Annotated in this window: 18 protein-coding genes; 5 read left to right on the top strand and 13 right to left on the bottom strand. The window is 39.8% G+C overall.

Annotated features, from left to right (window positions below; all coding sequences use genetic code 11):
* The first annotated feature begins 8 nt into the window (after positions 1-8).
* Positions 9-1,262, top strand: a complete 1,254-nt coding sequence (locus tag BVH02_RS01060) for a cation:proton antiporter (protein WP_086497883.1) — start codon at positions 9-11, stop codon at positions 1,260-1,262.
* A 128-nt stretch (positions 1,263-1,390) separates the two neighbouring features.
* Positions 1,391-2,293, top strand: coding sequence for a sugar phosphate isomerase/epimerase family protein (locus BVH02_RS01055; protein ID WP_086497881.1), 903 nt, complete (start codon positions 1,391-1,393; stop codon positions 2,291-2,293).
* A gap of 319 nt (positions 2,294-2,612) precedes the next feature.
* Here BVH02_RS01055 and BVH02_RS01050 read toward each other — a convergent pair whose 3' ends face one another.
* The 9 genes from BVH02_RS01050 to BVH02_RS01010 all read right to left on the bottom strand — a co-directional run bounded on the left by BVH02_RS01050 (position 2,613) and on the right by BVH02_RS01010 (position 10,083).
* Entirely contained in the window at positions 2,613-4,256 is a 1,644-nt protein-coding gene (locus BVH02_RS01050) for an FAD-dependent oxidoreductase (RefSeq protein ID WP_086497879.1), read from the bottom strand.
* A 326-nt stretch (positions 4,257-4,582) separates the two neighbouring features.
* Entirely contained in the window at positions 4,583-5,737 is a 1,155-nt protein-coding gene (locus BVH02_RS01045) for a hypothetical protein (RefSeq protein WP_111357080.1), read from the bottom strand.
* A gap of 116 nt (positions 5,738-5,853) precedes the next feature.
* Positions 5,854-6,567 (bottom strand): SCO family protein, encoded by a 714-nt coding sequence (locus BVH02_RS01040; RefSeq protein ID WP_223271771.1) that lies wholly within the window; start codon positions 6,565-6,567, stop codon positions 5,854-5,856.
* A complete protein-coding gene (locus tag BVH02_RS01035; protein ID WP_205635692.1) occupies positions 6,530-7,096 on the bottom strand; it encodes a toxin-antitoxin system YwqK family antitoxin in 567 nt (188 codons plus the stop codon). Before BVH02_RS01035 ends, BVH02_RS01040 begins: the two co-directional genes overlap by 38 nt.
* A 28-nt stretch (positions 7,097-7,124) precedes the next feature.
* On the bottom strand, positions 7,125-7,946 hold the full coding sequence (locus tag BVH02_RS01030) for a YHYH protein (protein WP_205635691.1): 822 nt from the start codon (positions 7,944-7,946) through the stop codon (positions 7,125-7,127).
* A 35-nt stretch (positions 7,947-7,981) separates the two neighbouring features.
* A complete protein-coding gene (locus tag BVH02_RS01025; RefSeq protein ID WP_086497874.1) occupies positions 7,982-8,464 on the bottom strand; it encodes a hypothetical protein in 483 nt (160 codons plus the stop codon).
* The gene (locus BVH02_RS01020) at positions 8,461-8,742 is read right to left on the bottom strand and encodes a hypothetical protein (RefSeq protein ID WP_086497873.1); all 282 of its coding nucleotides are present in this window, start codon (positions 8,740-8,742) and stop codon (positions 8,461-8,463) included. The genes BVH02_RS01025 and BVH02_RS01020 overlap by 4 nt, the downstream gene beginning before the upstream one ends.
* A gap of 19 nt (positions 8,743-8,761) precedes the next feature.
* Positions 8,762-9,349 carry an RNA polymerase sigma factor gene (locus tag BVH02_RS01015; protein WP_086497872.1) on the bottom strand — a complete coding sequence of 196 codons (588 nt, stop codon included), beginning with the start codon at positions 9,347-9,349 and terminating at the stop codon, positions 8,762-8,764.
* Between the two features lie 152 nt (positions 9,350-9,501).
* Entirely contained in the window at positions 9,502-10,083 is a 582-nt protein-coding gene (locus BVH02_RS01010) for a uracil-DNA glycosylase family protein (RefSeq protein WP_086497871.1), read from the bottom strand.
* Positions 10,084-10,305: 222 nt separating this feature from the next.
* On the opposite strand from BVH02_RS01010, the gene BVH02_RS01005 reads away from it, so the two are divergent.
* Both BVH02_RS01005 and BVH02_RS01000 read left to right on the top strand, forming a co-directional pair.
* A complete protein-coding gene (locus BVH02_RS01005; RefSeq protein ID WP_086497870.1) occupies positions 10,306-10,890 on the top strand; it encodes a DUF4136 domain-containing protein in 585 nt (194 codons plus the stop codon).
* A gap of 217 nt (positions 10,891-11,107) precedes the next feature.
* On the top strand, positions 11,108-11,956 hold the full coding sequence (locus tag BVH02_RS01000) for an OmpA/MotB family protein (protein ID WP_086497869.1): 849 nt from the start codon (positions 11,108-11,110) through the stop codon (positions 11,954-11,956).
* Positions 11,957-12,362: 406 nt separating this feature from the next.
* On the opposite strand, the gene BVH02_RS00995 is transcribed toward BVH02_RS01000, so the two are convergent.
* The 4 genes from BVH02_RS00995 to BVH02_RS00980 form a co-directional block, all read right to left on the bottom strand.
* Positions 12,363-13,712 carry a TolC family protein gene (locus tag BVH02_RS00995; RefSeq protein WP_223271772.1) on the bottom strand — a complete coding sequence of 450 codons (1,350 nt, stop codon included), beginning with the start codon at positions 13,710-13,712 and terminating at the stop codon, positions 12,363-12,365.
* Positions 13,690-14,373: an ABC transporter ATP-binding protein gene (locus tag BVH02_RS00990; RefSeq protein ID WP_086497868.1), complete on the bottom strand. Its 684-nt coding sequence runs from the start codon at positions 14,371-14,373 to the stop codon at positions 13,690-13,692. The genes BVH02_RS00995 and BVH02_RS00990 overlap by 23 nt, the downstream gene beginning before the upstream one ends.
* A 325-nt stretch (positions 14,374-14,698) precedes the next feature.
* Complete coding sequence (locus BVH02_RS00985) at positions 14,699-16,048, bottom strand: Gfo/Idh/MocA family protein (RefSeq protein WP_086497867.1); 1,350 nt, start codon at positions 16,046-16,048, stop codon at positions 14,699-14,701.
* 15 nt (positions 16,049-16,063) lie between these two features.
* Positions 16,064-16,741 (bottom strand): 3-keto-disaccharide hydrolase, encoded by a 678-nt coding sequence (locus BVH02_RS00980; RefSeq protein ID WP_086497866.1) that lies wholly within the window; start codon positions 16,739-16,741, stop codon positions 16,064-16,066.
* A gap of 232 nt (positions 16,742-16,973) precedes the next feature.
* Here BVH02_RS00980 and BVH02_RS00975 point away from each other — a divergent pair, with 232 nt between their 5' ends.
* Positions 16,974-17,156: a hypothetical protein gene (locus BVH02_RS00975; RefSeq protein ID WP_086497865.1), complete on the top strand. Its 183-nt coding sequence runs from the start codon at positions 16,974-16,976 to the stop codon at positions 17,154-17,156.
* Positions 17,157-17,372: the final 216 nt, after the last annotated feature.

The following is a 17,372-nucleotide window of genomic DNA, read 5'->3' as shown; positions in this document are numbered from 1 at the left end:
TTCTTTCAATGGATATTTTTACAATCATCACCATACTGACTGTCTTATCTGCAGCTTTTGCATTTATCAACACCAAGTTTTTGAAACTGCCATTTACCATAGGACTGATGATAATCGCAATTGTCTTCACCGTGGCGATCAATATTTTAGGAATGTTCAATCCTATCATACTGGAAGAAGCGGATTTATTGATCGAGTCGATTGACTTTGAAACCGTGCTGCTTGATATGATGCTGAGTTTTCTACTCTTTGCTGGTGCTCTGCATACCAAGCTAGATGCCTTGAAAAAGCAAAAGGGCCCCATAGCTCTCTTCGCTACTATCGGAATAGTGATCTCTACTTTTCTGATCGGTACGATGATGTATTTCTTGTTTGCAGCTTTTAGCTATCCGATTGATTACATCTACTGTTTACTATTCGGAGCACTGATATCTCCTACCGATCCCATTGCAGTATTGGGGATTTTGAAAGATGCAAATGCCCCAAAAAAGCTAGAAACCAAGATTGTTGGCGAATCGTTGTTCAATGATGGCGTAGGCGTAGTAGTGTTTATTGTGATATTCAAGATCGCTCAGCAGGGTTTGGACTCGATGAGTTTTGGAGATGTTGGCTTGCTATTTTTAGAAGAGGTAGTTGGAGGGATTGTTCTGGGATTACTCGCAGGATGGCTGGCATTTAGACTGATGAAAGTGATTAACAATTTTGAAACTGAAGTAATGATCACTTTGGCTCTAGTAATGGGGGTGACTGCTTTGGCACAATACCTACATGTTTCCGGACCACTAGCCGTGGTAGTAGCGGGGATTTTTATTGGAAATAAATCACCAGAAATCGCTTGGTCAGCAAACACTCAAAACTACGTTGATAAGTTTTGGGAATTAATTGACGTGCTGCTTAATGCACTTCTTTTCGTATTGATCGGTCTGGAATTGATGATCATATCTCTGAGTAGCACTTACCTTATTTTCGGATTAATAGCGATTCCAATAGGGCTTTTTGCCAGATACCTAGCCTTGGCTGGACCAGTCGCACTTTTCAAAAACCGGTTGGATTTCATTCCTAAAACTGGCTTATTGATGACTTGGGGTGGAATTCGCGGAGGAATCTCTATAGCTCTAGCTCTGTCTCTCGAACCACAGATGCATCGCGAACTTTTCCTTACTGTGACTTACGTGATCGTAGTATTCTCGATTATCGTACAGGGATTGACGATTGGGCCTTTGGTAAAGCGAGTGTTGAAAAAGTATCCAACTGCTGATTAGAGGTTCTATTTTCATGTAAAGCCAAACATAAGAGTTACAGATCATGCCTTGATTTAGCCTTTCAGCCTTCAGAATATTCTATTTCAACCTGATTTAGGTATCTTCACAGCATCAAATAACAAAAACCTATGAAACGAAATTTCAATTTAAGCATTACACTACTTTTAGCCCTTACCCTTGGCTTTACGGCGTGTAATAATGAGAAAACCACTGTAGAACGCACTGAAGTCGTAGCAGTAGAAGCTGCAAATTTTGGCGGCCTAGCGCTCTACACAGTTAGAGATGCTATGGCGGACAATCCAAAAGCAACCTTGCAGGCAGTTGCCGATGCTGGATATGCTTATGTAGAAGCTGCAAACTATGAAGCTGGTAAGTTCTACGGAATGACTCCAGCCGAATTCAAAACTTATTTAGAGTCAATTGGCCTTACTGCCAAAAGTGCTCACATGGGCATGGTCAATATGGAAAATGCGGACCAACTGATTGCTGATGTGAAAGCTGCTGGAATTGAATATTTCGTATTACCTGTTCCTCCAATGGGAATGTTTACCTATGGCCCTGAAGGAATGGGCATGAAAGGAACTCCTGATGAATTGGTAGCGATCATTAACACCCTAGGTGAAAAATGTGCTAACGCCGGCATCAAACTCCTGTATCATAACCATGATTTCGAATTCAAAGCATTGGCAGACGGCACCATCATCGAAGATCTTTTGCTAGAGAAATGTGACCCTAAGTTTGTCAATTTCCAGATGGACCTTTTTTGGGTGACAAAAGCTGGAGTTGATCCATTGGCATACTTCGAAAAATATCCAGGACGATTCATCGCTTGGCACGTGAAGGATATGAATGCGGAAGGTAAATTCGCTCCTGTAGGCACTGGTTCAATTGATTTCAAGAAAATTTTAGCTGAAAAAGATAAATCAGGAATGAAATTCTACCTAGTAGAGCAAGACGATACGTTTGGTTTGGATCCCATGGAAGCTATTAAAATCTCTCACGATGGATTGAAAGAAATTGGTTTTAAATAAATAAACCGCTAGTTCAAGTTTCAATATTTGGATTTTAAAACTACAGAAAGCCATTCTTAAACCGAATGGCTTTCTACTTTTTATGAACACACGAAATGGTGTTTTCTAAAGATTACTAGCTTCCCCAATGAGCAACACATTCCTATACATTATAGTCGGTATAGTCATCCTCCACTTTGTAGTGGGCATAGGTTATTTGATCTACAAAATCTCTGGTGGAAAGAAGGACTGAAGCTCAATGATCAATTTTCAAATTCAATAATCAGTTAAGCAAACCCGTGACATTGCATTTTCAAGATGTTCTATACGGCTAAAAACTCTATTTTTTCTGGGTTAGCACCTGATTTTCTTGATCTAATATAACTTTCAACTCTTCATATTTCACATCCTGCACCGCCACATTGCCATCAATTGCTAGAGAAGCGGCTGCCGCAGCTGACTGTCCGAGAATCATAAACACAGGCTCCATTCTGATTGATCCGAAAGCAGTGTGCGAACTTGATACACAAACAGGAACCAGTAGATTAGTGCATTCTTCCTTTTTTGGAACAAGCGTACCGTAGGAAATTGAATAGGGATTTTCGGGATGTACTCCTATATCACCTTCATTCTGCACAAATCCATCTGCTGTGACAAAGCGCTGTGCGTTATGCGAATCTAAAGAATAAGAACCCATTCCTACAGGATGAGGGACTGCCTTAGCACCCAAAACATCATGCTCTGTCATTACATATGCACCGATCATACGCCGTGCTTCACGCACATAGATTTGATGTGGCCAGTTTCCATTATCTACAAATTCATCCTTTGCCAATCCCCAAAGTGCCATTTCTGATCTTACTGAGTCAGGAATCTTTTCGTCATGAGACATATAATACAATAAGCCCTGCTGATAGTCTGTATGCTCTTTCAACATCACCTTTCTGTCAGCATAGCTCGCTTCTGGGTAATCATAGTTTTTTCCTATGTAATCGGTAGAAAATGGCTCATGATTATTAGTATCTGTCTTGAGGTTCGGTATGGGATCATACTTCTCAAACGTCTCGCCCCAGCCTGCAGCGTATACACGAGCAAGCAATTCATAGCGAGCAGGATCGTAATTCTCCGGTTTAGGAAAAGGGACACGGTTTTCAGGATGCCGACTAAGTGCCATTCTATAATTATACGCCTGAAGTCTTTTATCTCCTGACCCATTTTCACCCGATGGACTAGCTGAAATCTCTGGTAGCAATCCACTCGATGGATCATCAGCAATCACATAAGGGCTAATATTCTCCTTGAAATAATGCTTGTGCTGATAGACTCCCACCTGCACCCCATTCCAAGTTTCGTCATACGTCGCATTGGATTCTCTGCCCACATGGTAGCTTACCCCAGCTGCCGCCATCAGATCTCCTTCGTATGTGGCATCTATAAATACTTTTCCTCGATAGGTTTTGCCAGACAGCGTTTTGATTTGAGTGATTTTACCATTCTCCAACGTCACACCAGCTTCTCTGTCGAGCCATTCATCTCTATGGATTTCCAAGTCATTTTCTTGGGTCAAGTCCTCAAATATCTGCTCAGCAACGTGAGGCTCAAAGATCCACATAGTCCTATTCTCTCCATCCATCGCTGGAGTTCCCTGACCCTTATTACCATATTCTTCTTTTTTCTGCCACTTCCATGCAGAGTCTTGCTGATAGTGCATATATACTCTATGGTAAAAATCGCGAGCCAATCCACCAATCACGGATTTATTACCCGTATCAGTAAAGCCTAAACCGCCTGCGGAAAGTCCTCCTAAATGTATGTCTGGAGAGACAATGATGACTGACTTACCCATCTTTTTTGCCTGGACTGCAGACATGACTCCAGCAGATGTCCCACCATACACGATCAAGTCAGCGGTGAATACATTTTCGTCTTTTTGTTGGCAGGAAAATGATAATAGGACTAAAAATAGTAGGGATAAAAATTTCATATGCGAGGGTTGATTTTAAAACTTCTCAAAATAGCCTCAAATGAATTCAGATCTATGGTTTTTATATAAAAACATAATATGATTATCCGCATTCTTGCCAGCAGCCATTAATTCTTTGCTCATCCGGCTGGAAGACCGAAGACAGGTGACCGAAGTGGCCTAAAATTTAGAGTTGAGCTTATTTTGTATTGCTTTAGTCTGCTTACTGGTAGAATTGCGGATATACACAAACATAAAATGAATTTAAATCCAACAATTCATTTTAATCAGTTTTTGTAAGCTATATAAAAGTGATTTTAAAAGTCGATGTCCCTTTAAGTTATAGACTATTTTTCCGTCAGCTTAAGCTTGTAAAGTACAATCCCATCGTCTTCTGTATCTGACAAACCAGCAACTTTGGAGACAACTAGTTCGCCCTCATTATTTACTACCATTGGGAAATTGCTAGTCAAAGGAAATGGCACATTTGTAGCCAATTGATTGAAGTCCTTATCGAAAATCGCTGCGTAATTCGGGTTATTTCTGCGCTTAGCAAGCCCACCATCAGTTGGTGGCCCAAGTTCTGTCATCTTTGCTTCTGAAAGTCCTTTGTTATAAACTGCGATATAATAGTCTCCAGACACCAGCATATTGGTTAGATTCCCAGGTGTTTTTTTCTGATTTTCTGCAAAAAATTGCTCTGGCCTATCTAGCGGAACTGGCGTATACGGAACCCAATCCGGAATATTCACATCCACTGTCTTTTCATATACAAATTGATCTCCGACCTTATTATATACATAGAATCGAGGCTCAAACCACATACTTAGCATCAACTTATCTTGATCCAGAGTATACACAGGAATAGGGAATCCATGTATCTGGTCTCCAAGCAAATCTGAATTTCTAGGTAAGCTTAACGCAGCAAGCGTATCTCCCGTGGTTTTATCCTGAGCTTCTATGATCGGAAGTTTATACATAGCCTGATAGAACTCTCCTTCTAACATATTTACGGCAAGTGATTCTGGCCAAGGCTTTGGATAATAAATTTTGTTTCCAGATTCAAACACACCCAACTTTGGATACATCATGAAAACCTGATGCGGATAAGGGATTGTAAATTCACCAACTTTGGTGGAATCTTGAAATCTATAATAACCCTTTGGCGGATTGAATACAGTCACATCACCATTGAAATACCCTAGACCTAATGCTTGCCCTACTGGATCGACTCCATCCTCACTGAATTTATGATGGTTAATAATCTTTCCCTTTTCATCCACTTCCAGATATTCATAATAGGAATCTGTTGCAAGCAAATATTTATCTGCCTTAGGCTCATAATCAAGCAACATCATCTCGCCGAGATAATCTACCTGTACTGAGTCAGTGATTTCCAGAGAAAAGGTTTTGGGTTCATTAGTTTTTTCTGCTTTCTCACCACAGGAAAACACACTAAAAGCTAATGCGCTGAGTGCTAGCTGAACTGAATTGAGTTTCATAAATAAAAATTATGGATTGAAAAATAATAGCGTAAAGGCATGACAGTTTAAATCATACCTAAAAAAGCTAAATTCTTAAAGAAACTCAAGCCATATAAGGATTTTTAACTAAATCTTCAAACTGCCTCTAATGTCTTCACATCAGCCATCAATTGCATGATAGATGCCTTATTTAACCCATTGTAAATCCCTCGAATATGCTGATCACCATCGATAAGCAAAATATTCTCCGTATGGATAAAATCATCAACTGACTTTTCTATTCCCAAATCCTCCTCAATAAAATAGGCATTTCTCCCCAAATTATAGATCTGAGATCTATCACCTGTCAGCAGATCCCACTTCCCATCAAGTGCTCCTTTTCTATCTGCATATTCACGCAAGATGGAAACTGTGTCATAGTCTGGAGTCACAGAGAAAGAAATTAACTTGACCTGATCATCCTCAATAAATTCCTCTTGAATCAAATACATATTGCTCGCCATCTTAGGACAAATACCTGGGCAGGTTGTGAAGAAAAAACTCACCACTTGAATCTTACCCTGATAAGTTTGAAGTGTGACTTCTTTTCCATTTTGATTGACAAGGGTAAAGTCCGGAATAGAATGAAAGTCTTGAGGTATCGTGTCGTCCGTTTCAAACCACTGGGGCATAAAGGTCGCTTCTGAATAATATGGAAGCTCTTCCTGCTGCGTAGTTGATCCCTCGATGCTAGCCTCCTCAAGAATGCTAGTTTCAATCTGAGGAGAATGACAGGCCACAAGCAGAAATACAAATAGTAATGAAAGGATATTAGTTCGCATATTGAATGTCTTCTTCGCTAAGTTCATAACACAAATTGGCTCGCTTCAATCCGAAGATTCTTCCATTTTTGGCTTCGTAATTCGCATATAGCTTACCATTTTCTCTCCAGGCTTGCTGTAGCCCTTCTTCCTTCCCATTGATGATGTTTATGCTTTTGAAAGGATTCCCACTGGTGTACCATTGCAACTGCTCACCTTCTACTTTTCCATCCACATAGTTTGATTTAGAGCGTTGATTCCCATTAGCCCACCAAGATTTAGTATTCCCGTGAAGCTTATTGGATTCGTAACTTGCTTCGTAGCTTAGCACCCCGTTATCAAACCATTTTTGTTCGGTCCCCTGACGCTTGCCTCCTACATAAGCAGCCTTCTGTGCCAGCTGGCCATTATCATAAAAACTCAAGCTAAATCCTGTGAATGGCTCGTCACGATAATAAACCTTACCCTCATTAGGATGAAGTGAGAGCTCACGCTCATTCACTTCACCACTAATGGAGACGCTAGAAATATGAGTAGTATCCAATTGTCTAAATACTACTTCACTCTCTGATAACACTAGGTTGATCAGAGTAATAAATAGCAGCTTAATAAATGGCATTGGAGCTTCCTTGATAATTTCCCGGGAACAAAATATAGTACTTGTTCAGGTACAGTTCATTTTGTGTGTGGTAGTGATAAAGTTCCGTGGTTGAATGCTTGGTAATAGCAGTATGTCCTCCAGATGCATCTAGATCTGTAGGGTAAGTCCCCGAGGAAGCACATTTTCTACCGTACAATAAAAACCCATCGGAAATCACTCCAATCAAATTGTCATCATCGTTTGAAAACGAAATCGGTTCCAAGTGGTAATGATAACTTTGTGGGCCTGTATGTGCACCGTTGAAATCTAAAGAAGACACAGCACCATCAAGAGGAACATTAGGGCCTTCCTCATCATTATAGATCATTCCACCACTCACAGCTATACCTATAGGGCCTAGTCCTGTAGAAGTAGTGGAAGAAGCTTTTTGTGGAGAAGCGGGGATTCTGAGAGTGTAGGAACCATTGAAATCATCGATATTTCCTGGTGCCATTAGATTATAATCTGTAATAGTTGGTTCTACGAACAGAGGATGATCAACTGCAGCTGCAGCGGTCACCATAGTTCCACCGCCGTTTGGACCTGAGATAGATCGCTCGTGGGTGTTTGACCAATAGGGAGATTGATGGTTTGCCATCCCGTTTGACTCGATGACTATCTGCTGTCCGTCAAGATATACACTTGTGTTTCCAGCATCAAAGTCTGCAAATGCTGCTGGCAATTCTGTAACTATTGTCTCTGGAATTTCATCTTCACCGCCATTGGTGCAAGCTATCCAAGTAAAAACTCCTAAGGTTAATAGTAGGCTAAGTCTGATCGTTTTCATAGTATTTTTCATATACTACTTTAGACCCCATCTTTCTATTTATCCCTCGGTGGAGGTGGAATATTTTTTCCGCTGCCTAGCAGCATAGGAATCACTTGATTCACAACTTCCTCAAATTCAGAAAGTTGATCTTCCTTACAAATTGATTTTAATTCCTCAAAATGATTAAAGGTAATACTCACCTTTTTTCCTTCTATTTCCTTTAAGTTCTCAAAGGCTGTTGCCTTTTGATCTTCATCGATTTGCTCCGACTTCAAAAGAGAGAAGTACTCATTCATGGCTTTCATCTGTTGATGATTCAATTTCATCATTTCCTCATTATGAGATTTGGCAGAAGCTATGAATAGCAATCTCTGCGCTTCATCGAAATTTAGCTTATCGGAAATAATCTTCTCCATAGTTACATTTCTACCCTTCATCCCTGGTCCTGCAGGTTTGACTACGAGTAAAAAGATCAACACAAGGTTCAGAAGAACCAGGGAAGCGAAACCTATTTTAATCATCAAATTACTTTTCATTCCGCATAGAGGTTATAGTCAGATATAATTCCTTCGTATTGGGTTTCGGTCTGCGCTTGTGCGTTTGTACTGAAATAATCTGCCACTACATAGAGATTGCAACTGATCAGCAAAGCTATAGCCGCCGCCGCAGCCATCATAGGCCGCTTCTCTACAGACTCAAGCTGAACTGATGGCTTATCCAAACGCGCTTGGATTTTCCCAAACGCATCCTCTGGAGGCAATGCCCTTTGCATACCTTTTACACTTTCCAATGTTTTGTCTGTCCAATGTTCCATAATCTTATGACGTTATATTCTAATTGATCCCTCGCTCCGGATACAAATGAATTAAAGTTTTTTTGAGGTTTTCTTTTGCGCGTTTAAGGAGGGACTCTACAGCCTTCCGAGATACCTGCATTATCTCTCCGGCGTCAGTCTGATTAAGGCCTTCAATCTGGGTTAGGATAAAAGCAGTTTTTTGATTTTCAGGTAGAGTCTCAATCACTTTAAAAAGCTGTTTTGCATCTTCTTTATTCTCCATTTGGACACCTGGATGCACAAAATCTGTCTGGTCATATTGAATATCTCCAGAATCTTTTTTATAAAGGGAGAAAAAGAAACCCTTTCGCTTTGTGGCTTGCTGATTTCTCTTAAAATCTAAGGCTCGATTGACCGCAATCCTATAAATCCATGTGCTTACCGACGAGTCATTTCTAAACTTGACTGCTTCATGAAACACCTTCACAAATACATCCTGCAGCAATTCTTCCGCATCTTCTTCATTTTGCGTGTAGCTCAAAAGTGTATTGTAAACTCGCGCGCTGAACACATCATAAAGCTCTTTGAAAGCAATCTGATCCCCATCACTAATTCTCTGAATCAATATATAGGATTCATCAGCCATTTAAAGTGACTTTCTAGTGAAAAATATTTCAGAGAAATATATTGAGTACAAAGTGTAGCTGGTGTTTAGGCAATAAATCTAACCAATAATATAAGGAGCAATCTCCAACAAGTTACGATTTAACAAAATTTGGTTATAAAATATGGCTCTAACTACCTAATCAACTCATGAACACGCTCTCGAAGCACTGGTACAATTTCCTCTTCAAACCATGAATTTCTTCGCCTCCACATCAGATTACGAGGAGAAGGATGCACCAAAGGCAAAAATTTCGGTAGGTAGTCCTCGTAATTTCTTACCGTTTCTGTCAAAGTTTTTCTTCGAGTTATTCCCAGATAGTACTTCAAAGCATATTGTCCAATAAGCAAAGTCAATTTCACCTCAGGCATATGATCCATCATTTCCTGATGCCAAGTGGGTGCGCATTCAGGTCTTGGAGGAAGATCACCTCCTTTTCCCCTTCCAGGATAGCAAAAACCCATGGGCATAATCCCAAAGATCGAAGGATCATAAAACTGATCTCTATCCACATCCAGCCATCTTCGAAGTTCATTTCCACTTGCATCATTCCAGGGGATCCCGGTAGCGTGTACTTTGGTTCCAGGTGCCTGTCCGATGATCAGTATTTTGCTTTTAGGATTGATGGAAAATACCGGCCTAGGGCCTAGCGGCAGAAACTTTTGGCAAAGAGTACATCCCCTAGCATTTGTCACTAATGTGTGAAAACTATCCATTAACAAATCTATGATTTAGTTTGATACTCATTTCAGCTGAAAAAAAGAAAGAATAAAGAGTAATAGTCAATTTAATACTGATTAAATAGTAAATTAATAGGCTACTCTATTGAATTCCAAGATTTTACTTCAGATTACAGCATGTTAATCTATGTTAAATCCATTTAATCACTTTAGTTCGTAAGTAATAAAACATCTTTCAACCACTCATCTCCTTATCCCATGAAAAACACATACTTGCTTTTTGCACTTCTTCTTTTCATCTGTGGGGGTTGCTTTTCCTCCAAAGATTATGTGACAGATTATGATTACAATTATCAAGCATCATTTAAGAAGTATAAGACCTTTGCATTTGTAGTGCCATCGGTAAAAGACACCACAATGATTACGCCTGTGCTGAATGCGACAATTGGCGCAAGACTCGGTTCACAGGGATTTAGAGAAGAAGATACTAAACCTGATTTATTGGTTAGCTATAAAATCTTCTTGGATTCTATCAAATATCGTGGATATGTGCAGCCTGAATTTGATTTTTGGTTACGTCGCACCGGAACAATGCCCACACCCCTAGATGAAGAGATTGATAAGGAATTAGAACGAGATGAAACTTACAATCTAGTACGATACACAAAAAACCAAGGCATGCTTGTTATTTACGTGATCGACGGTAAAAAAGGAAACACAATTTGGCAAGGATACACTGCAGCTAATTTTGATACAGATTCTCCAAATTTCCAATCTGACATTACACGTGCAGCTTATAGAGTCATGAATGAATTTAAGGTTTTAATCAAACAATTGGAATGAATTTCAACTACAATGAGTATCTAACTAGACAATCTGTGTAGTCACTCCCCATTTATTTAAAGGAGCCCTAGAAATAATTTAGGGCTTCTTTTTTTTTAAAAAAATGGCCCTAATAACCTAAAACAATCATTTTAACTATTATGGAAAGAATTCATTCGTAGTTTTCAGATGTGGCAATTGCTTTGAAATAGTTGATCTAAATACTAAGAAATCAACTATGAAAAAATCACTTATTGTTATAGGACTTTTGAGCGCCTCTGTGATGGTGTCATGTGTATCCAAAAAGAAGTACACCGAATTAGAAGGCAATCTTTATAGCACTCAATCCCAACTTGCAATTACTGAGCAAGAGAAAGCTGAGCTTGAAGAGAAAATGCAGATCATTGAGAATAGAGTTGCTGAGTATAATTCAAGAATAAATTCGCTTCGTGATACAAATGATGCATTGACAATGCAGAATGATGGCATGCTTAGCTTAGACGGTGCAACTGTGATGTCCAAAAATTCTAAGGATAAAATGAAGCAAACCTTAGCTTTTGTTGATCAGGACAAACTAGGTCAGGCTAAAACCTTGGAAGATTCTGTAAATTTAGCAGTAGAGTATAATCTTAAGAAAAACATTACTTCAACTTCTGAAGATGGACAACAAGATGATATTCAAATTAGTATAGACAAGACTGTAGTAATGATTTCTGTTTCAGATAAATTACTTTTTAATACAGGTAGCTATAGAATGAATTCGAAAGCTGATCCTTTACTTCAGAAATTAGCTAAATTGATCAATGCTGAACCAAGCTTACAAGTAATGATCGAAGGACACACAGATCCTAGAACTATCTCTACAGGAGTAATTCAGGATAATTGGGATCTTTCAGTGAAAAGAGCGACTAGTATCGTGAGAAGACTTCAAGAAGAATTTGGTGTAGCGCCAGAGAAAATGATAGCTGCTGGTAGAGCTAGCTACATGCCTCTTGTGGACAACGATTCTCCTGAAAACATGGCGATCAACAGAAGAACTAAAATAGTACTTATCCCTGATTTGGATATGTTCTTCGCAATGCTATAAGCAAATATCAACCAACCACTTTAACCACCACAACCGAAAAGCAGGCTCCAGAGCCTGCTTTTTTTATGTTTTTACCGCAGTGGACACAGAGTTTTTCGCAGAGAACGCTAAACTATGTCCTGCTACTCCAGAAGCTGGACTATATTTTTTCTCACATTTTCGGAACAATCACGACTCGTTCCGCTGGAACGATTAAATGAATTGCGACTTCCTAGCTACAAACCAATTGCCCCCTTGGGGCAAGTTTTCAGCGTAAATTCAACCTTCCGTAGGAAGGTCTGGTCTGTAGAAAATGTATAAATAGTTAGTACTTTTCGTTCCGTAGGAACGACTGGTGAATTCAGACAAGTAATCTTCTAATTCTGCTTTACCTTGAATCTAATGTCTAACGTCTTAATTTTCCTATCTACTTCAACACCTCCAACGTACCCAACGCATGCTGCATCAATACTTCTTGGAAGAAAAGTGTGTACACCGCCTGAGCTTTATCTGCTTGTGCAGCCACCAATTGCTGATTTGCAGTAGCAAGATCGACGAAATTGGATAGACCAAGACGGAAACGCTCAGAAATAGCATTTTGCGCTTCCTCAGCCGCCATCACTTGAATGCTAGTATTTCCCTCCTTTTTCACTGCCGCCATATAATTAAGATGGGCTAGCTTTACGTCTTGATAGATTTTTCTATTAACAGATTCCTTCTGCAAAATCTGATTTTTATATGTCACTCTACTTCGGCTCACATTCAACCTGTTTTGGAAATTATTGAAAATAGGAATTGACAGACTTAAGCCAAGTGTATTTTGAGGGTAAACATTAAAGAGTTGATCTTGCAAATTCCTATCATCCAAGGATGTGAAAAAGGTGTTATAATTATAAAAGGCTCCAATTCTAGGGTAATACATCGCTTTGATCGCTTGCATATCTTTTTTAAAGGAAAACTCCAAAAGCTCTTGCTGTACACCGTCTGCCCGATTTACTTTAGCTAGGTCATACAATTCTGTCATACTCATCCCATCATATCTCAACTCATCCAACCTTGGATTCACTGATTCCAATACAGGCACTACTCCCGGATCTAACTGTAGATACTCAGACAAATCCCAGACGTCATTCTGATACTGTAATTCTGCATCTACCAGGACAGATTCCAACCTTGCAACTTCAGATTGTTGATTGTATTTATCTGAAAGCGTTCTTAACCCAGCTTCAACAAAACCATCAATTTGTCTAAATTGCTCTTTTTGGTTTATCAGATTTTGCTGAGAGATTCTCACTAATTCATCGTCCAATAACACCTGAAGATAGCGTCTTGCCACATCAAACATCACTTGCTGCGAGGCTCTGTCCAAGCCTTTCTCTCCAGCTTCGTAAGCCAATTTAGCAGATTGAGTATCCAAAATCCTTCTTCCAGAATTGAAAATTGGCATATTCATATTCAGACCTGCATTGACCACTTCATTTCTCACATTAGTCACTACAATTTCTCCTTCAATTTGCTGAAACTGCTGTCCAGATTGCTGAGAAAATGAGCTATTTATATTGGCATTTGGTAAGTGAGAAAGGAAAGCCGATTGCTTTTCGACTTTCAGCACTTCCATAGAATTTGTCTGCATTTGGTAATCCACATTTGCAGACAGAGCAAGATCCACCGCCTGACGAAAGTCTATCCTCAGTGTATCTTGAGCTTGAATCGCACCAGATAACAGCGCTACAATAAGTAGAATTATATACTTTTTATCCATGAATAATCGCTTCATCGTTTTCTATTTTACCATCCAGCATATCAATTAATCGTGTGCCATAATCTGCATTTTCTCTTGCATGTGTAGCCTGAATAATGGTAGTGCCTTCGAGGTGCAATTCCTGAAATACTTCCATAATTTCCTTCGCCTGACCAGAATGCAAATTCCCTGTAGGCTCATCTGCCAGAAGTACCCGTGGTCTTCCTGCCACGGCTCTGGCTATTCCTACCAGCTGCTGTTGTCCACCTGATAACTGTGCAGGAAACAAATCTTTCTTTGCCACCATATTGAATCTATCTAGAAGATTTGCTATGATGCTTTTTCTTTCACTTGAAGATACATTTCTGTATAGAAGAGGCGTCTCTATGTTCTCATAAACCGTCAGTTCATCGATCAAATGATAGGCTTGAAAGATGTATCCAAATTCACTTTTGTGTAATGCCGCACGCTCTCTGTCTTTCATTTTAGCCAGGTCTCTATCCCCAAACCAATATTCGCCAGCATACTCCTCATCCAACAAACCTAGGATATTTAGCAGCGTAGATTTCCCTGCACCACTTGGTCCCATCAGTGTAATAAACTCTCCTTCTTTGATCGTAAGGTCAATCCCTTTGAGAATAAACACACGCTGAAAACGCGATTCTATGTATTTGTCTAATTTCTTAAGTTCTATCATTTTGTATTGAAATATTTGGAAATAGGAAGATTGTTACACTTGATTTATTAGTCCCCTAGTGAATTAGAAGATTACATAATATTCAATCTACATATTAAACTCTTATTACTCTTTTCCACTTTTATGCCATAAAAAAATGCCTCTGAATTAACTCCAGAGGCATTTCTATACTTTTATTAGCTTTGCTATCTCGAACATTTTTGTTCGCTAGCGCACAAAACAAATTATCCAGGTTCAATTCACAATGATCAATTGTCAATGTTCAATTGTCAATTTTCAATAACCAGAGTCTTATTTCTTGTGTCTAGATACTTTTGCCTTGATACTAAAACTTGCGATACTTCCCTTTCAAGAACTTATTCGCTTTCTTCTCTGCAAATTTTGCTTTTTTGCTATCCCAGTGTAGTGTCTCGTTAGGGAATCTACCTGCAATCACGCCTAGCAGGATCGTTTCTGTCAATCTAGATGCATAAGAGAATGGTGCAGTAGTCTCGCCTTTGCCTAAGCAAGCATCCACAAACTGATGGTAATGCTTATTGCTTTCAGCAGCATAATCCTTCACTGGTTTGCCCAAATTGAATGATTCTATGTCCATCTCAACATATTTTCCATCAACGATTTTACGTGGCAACTGCTGGAAGTGTGGCAATAACAACCTGCCTTTTTCACCCATGAACATTGCTCCCTGATCTGGCAATTCATCACCATTAGGAAGAACTAAATCTTCGTGGGCTTCTGGAGCTCCGATTCCATCATACCAAACCCACTTCAATGTCTCTGCGGTCTGCTTAGTACCTGGGAATTCGTAAGTCACGATATTATTTGCTGGGAAACCAAATCCCGTAGGCTCGCGGCACTCGTTGATAATCGTACGCGGAACGTCTAGTTCCAAGGCATTGTATGGCGTGTCAAAAATATGCACTCCCATATCGCCAAGTGTACCACAACCGTAGTCCATTACTTTTCTCCAGTTGCCTGGATGATAAAAACCTTCTTTATAAGGACGCTCTGGAGCAGTTCCTTGCCATAGGTTCCAGTCTAAGGTAGCTGGAACTGGATCAGACCCTGCTGGTTCCGGACCATCGTAACCCCAGTCTTTTGGTGACCAAGCACGAACAGTATGCACCTTACCAATGATGCCAGACTGGATCAAAAGTGTAGCTAATTTATAGTCATAAAAAGAGTGAACTTGGATACCCATCTGAGTCACCAACTTCTTTTTCGCAGCAAGCTCATTCATCGCTCTAGCTTCACTCACATGGTGAGTCAAAGGCTTCTGACAATACACCGGCTTGTTCATTTCCATTGCCATCATAGATGCTGGTGCATGCGTATGATCTGGAGTTGAAACAATGACAGCGTCGATCTCACCACTCATTTCCTTAAGCAATGTTCGGTAATCACTGTACGTTTTTGCGTTGGGATGAAGTGCTTTGGCTTTCGCTAAATTCGCACTATCCACATCACAAAGTACCGTGACATCCACTAATGGATGGGATGAAATAGCCCCCAAATCTGCCATTCCCATACTACCAAGGCCGATATGGGCTGTTCTTAGGCGCTCCCCGGCATTTAGTCTAGCCAAAAGAGAAGGTGCCAAAGCAGCTCCTAAAATCCCTAAGCCACTTTTTTTGACAAAGTCTCTACGATCAATACTTGCTATTTTCTTACTCATTTCTTATTGAAGTTATTACTTAGTTGCTGTTAATTCCTTGATACTAATATTTTTAAATCGAACGACATCCCCATGGCCCAAGAAGCCAATATGCCCTGAACTACGCTGCAAACCTGGATGATCTTTTTTATCTAATGTGCCATTTTTGCTAGCTTCTAGATAATCTCCATCTAAAATAACCTCTCCGTTTAGGATGATTTTGATATGTGGATGTTTGACGATTACTTCCTGTGAATTCCACTCACCTACTGGCTTCAAAAATCCACGCTTTGCAGGTATTACACCATATACCGAGCCATGATATTGATATACTTCTAGGTTGGCAAATTTATCAGCTGTGTTGTCCAAAATTTGAAGCTCCTTACCCATATAAGCTGCATCTCCGGTAAGTGGTGCATGAATTCCCAAGCCATTGTTTGCGCCTGGAGTTAATTGAAATTCAAAGCGAAGTGAAAAGTCTCCGTATTCTTTCTCCGTGAAAAGATTTCCGCCACCCGTTCCTTTTGGATCAATGACAATCATACCATCCTCAGCTCTGTAGGAAGTCTTATTCCCTACCCAGCCGTCTAGGTTTTCTCCATTGAAAAGGGCTGAGTATCCTGCGTCTGAACGGATTTTTTGACTATTGCACGCAGCAAAGAGGAAAGCAGATAACAGGAAGGCTGGAAAAATTAGATTTTTGAATCTCGTCATGAAGGTGATTATTTGCTAGAAAGAAGATTTAAAATAATAAACTGAAATGCAATTTAGCTTTTCATGGCAATTTTGAGTCAAAAAACTTAATTAAAAATTTTATTTACTTAGGTGGTTATTTGATTATTTTTTCGGAGAAGATAAAAACGATTCATTGGTAGAGGTAAATAACTATTCACCCTTACATCCCTAGGTTCGTGAAGACACAAACCCAATAACAAATAGGTGAATAATGATTAAGCCGAAGATCAATACAGATTCTGATGAGTTCGGGCTCCCATCGGGCCTGTCTATTGCAGATAGGGTAGCGGGGATTTTGGCTGAAGCCACATTGCAATTCCTGGTAGTTTTTGCTGCGTTGCCTCCTGCTTTAGCTGGAGGTAAAAGGGATAGCAAGATTGTTTTTAGGCTTTAGCCAAATTTTAGGTTCAGAATTGGTGAAGATATTCAAGCGCTAACAGCTCGTACCCTACTTGCCCAGTATGAGCGCAACGAAATGCTGGGAGATGGGAAGGATGAGAAACTACCAGAGTGCCAACGGCACGAGCGGTATTGTCAGTGATTGTGCTGGATGAAAAACAGTTCGACCCCTTCGGGGTCGTGGGAATATTTGTTGTTGTTTCAAACCATG

It is taken from the genome of Algoriphagus ratkowskyi, from assembly GCF_002150505.1.
Taxonomy (GTDB): Bacteria; Bacteroidota; Bacteroidia; order Cytophagales; family Cyclobacteriaceae; genus Algoriphagus; species Algoriphagus ratkowskyi.
Note: the sequence above shows the minus strand (reverse complement) of the source record. Positions and strands in the feature narration are given on the sequence as shown.

Bases quoted from the DNA above. Each gene is read 5' to 3' on its own strand.
- BVH02_RS01060 (WP_086497883.1), top strand. From the start codon at position 9: ATGGATATTTTTACAATCATCACCATACTGACTGTCTTATCTGCAGCT.
- BVH02_RS01055 (WP_086497881.1), top strand. From the start codon at position 1,391: ATGAAACGAAATTTCAATTTAAGCATTACACTACTTTTAGCCCTTACC.
- BVH02_RS01050 (WP_086497879.1), bottom strand. From the start codon at position 4,256: ATGAAATTTTTATCCCTACTATTTTTAGTCCTATTATCATTTTCCTGC.
- BVH02_RS01045 (WP_111357080.1), bottom strand. From the start codon at position 5,737: ATGAAACTCAATTCAGTTCAGCTAGCACTCAGCGCATTAGCTTTTAGT.
- BVH02_RS01040 (WP_223271771.1), bottom strand. From the start codon at position 6,567: ATGAACTTAGCGAAGAAGACATTCAATATGCGAACTAATATCCTTTCA.
- BVH02_RS01030 (WP_205635691.1), bottom strand. From the start codon at position 7,946: ATGAAAACGATCAGACTTAGCCTACTATTAACCTTAGGAGTTTTTACT.
- BVH02_RS01025 (WP_086497874.1), bottom strand. From the start codon at position 8,464: ATGAAAAGTAATTTGATGATTAAAATAGGTTTCGCTTCCCTGGTTCTT.
- BVH02_RS01020 (WP_086497873.1), bottom strand. From the start codon at position 8,742: ATGGAACATTGGACAGACAAAACATTGGAAAGTGTAAAAGGTATGCAA.
- BVH02_RS01015 (WP_086497872.1), bottom strand. From the start codon at position 9,349: ATGGCTGATGAATCCTATATATTGATTCAGAGAATTAGTGATGGGGAT.
- BVH02_RS01010 (WP_086497871.1), bottom strand. From the start codon at position 10,083: ATGGATAGTTTTCACACATTAGTGACAAATGCTAGGGGATGTACTCTT.
- BVH02_RS01005 (WP_086497870.1), top strand. From the start codon at position 10,306: ATGAAAAACACATACTTGCTTTTTGCACTTCTTCTTTTCATCTGTGGG.
- BVH02_RS01000 (WP_086497869.1), top strand. From the start codon at position 11,108: ATGAAAAAATCACTTATTGTTATAGGACTTTTGAGCGCCTCTGTGATG.
- BVH02_RS00995 (WP_223271772.1), bottom strand. From the start codon at position 13,712: ATGAAGCGATTATTCATGGATAAAAAGTATATAATTCTACTTATTGTA.
- BVH02_RS00990 (WP_086497868.1), bottom strand. From the start codon at position 14,373: ATGATAGAACTTAAGAAATTAGACAAATACATAGAATCGCGTTTTCAG.
- BVH02_RS00985 (WP_086497867.1), bottom strand. From the start codon at position 16,048: ATGAGTAAGAAAATAGCAAGTATTGATCGTAGAGACTTTGTCAAAAAA.
- BVH02_RS00980 (WP_086497866.1), bottom strand. From the start codon at position 16,741: ATGACGAGATTCAAAAATCTAATTTTTCCAGCCTTCCTGTTATCTGCT.
- BVH02_RS00975 (WP_086497865.1), top strand. From the start codon at position 16,974: ATGATTAAGCCGAAGATCAATACAGATTCTGATGAGTTCGGGCTCCCA.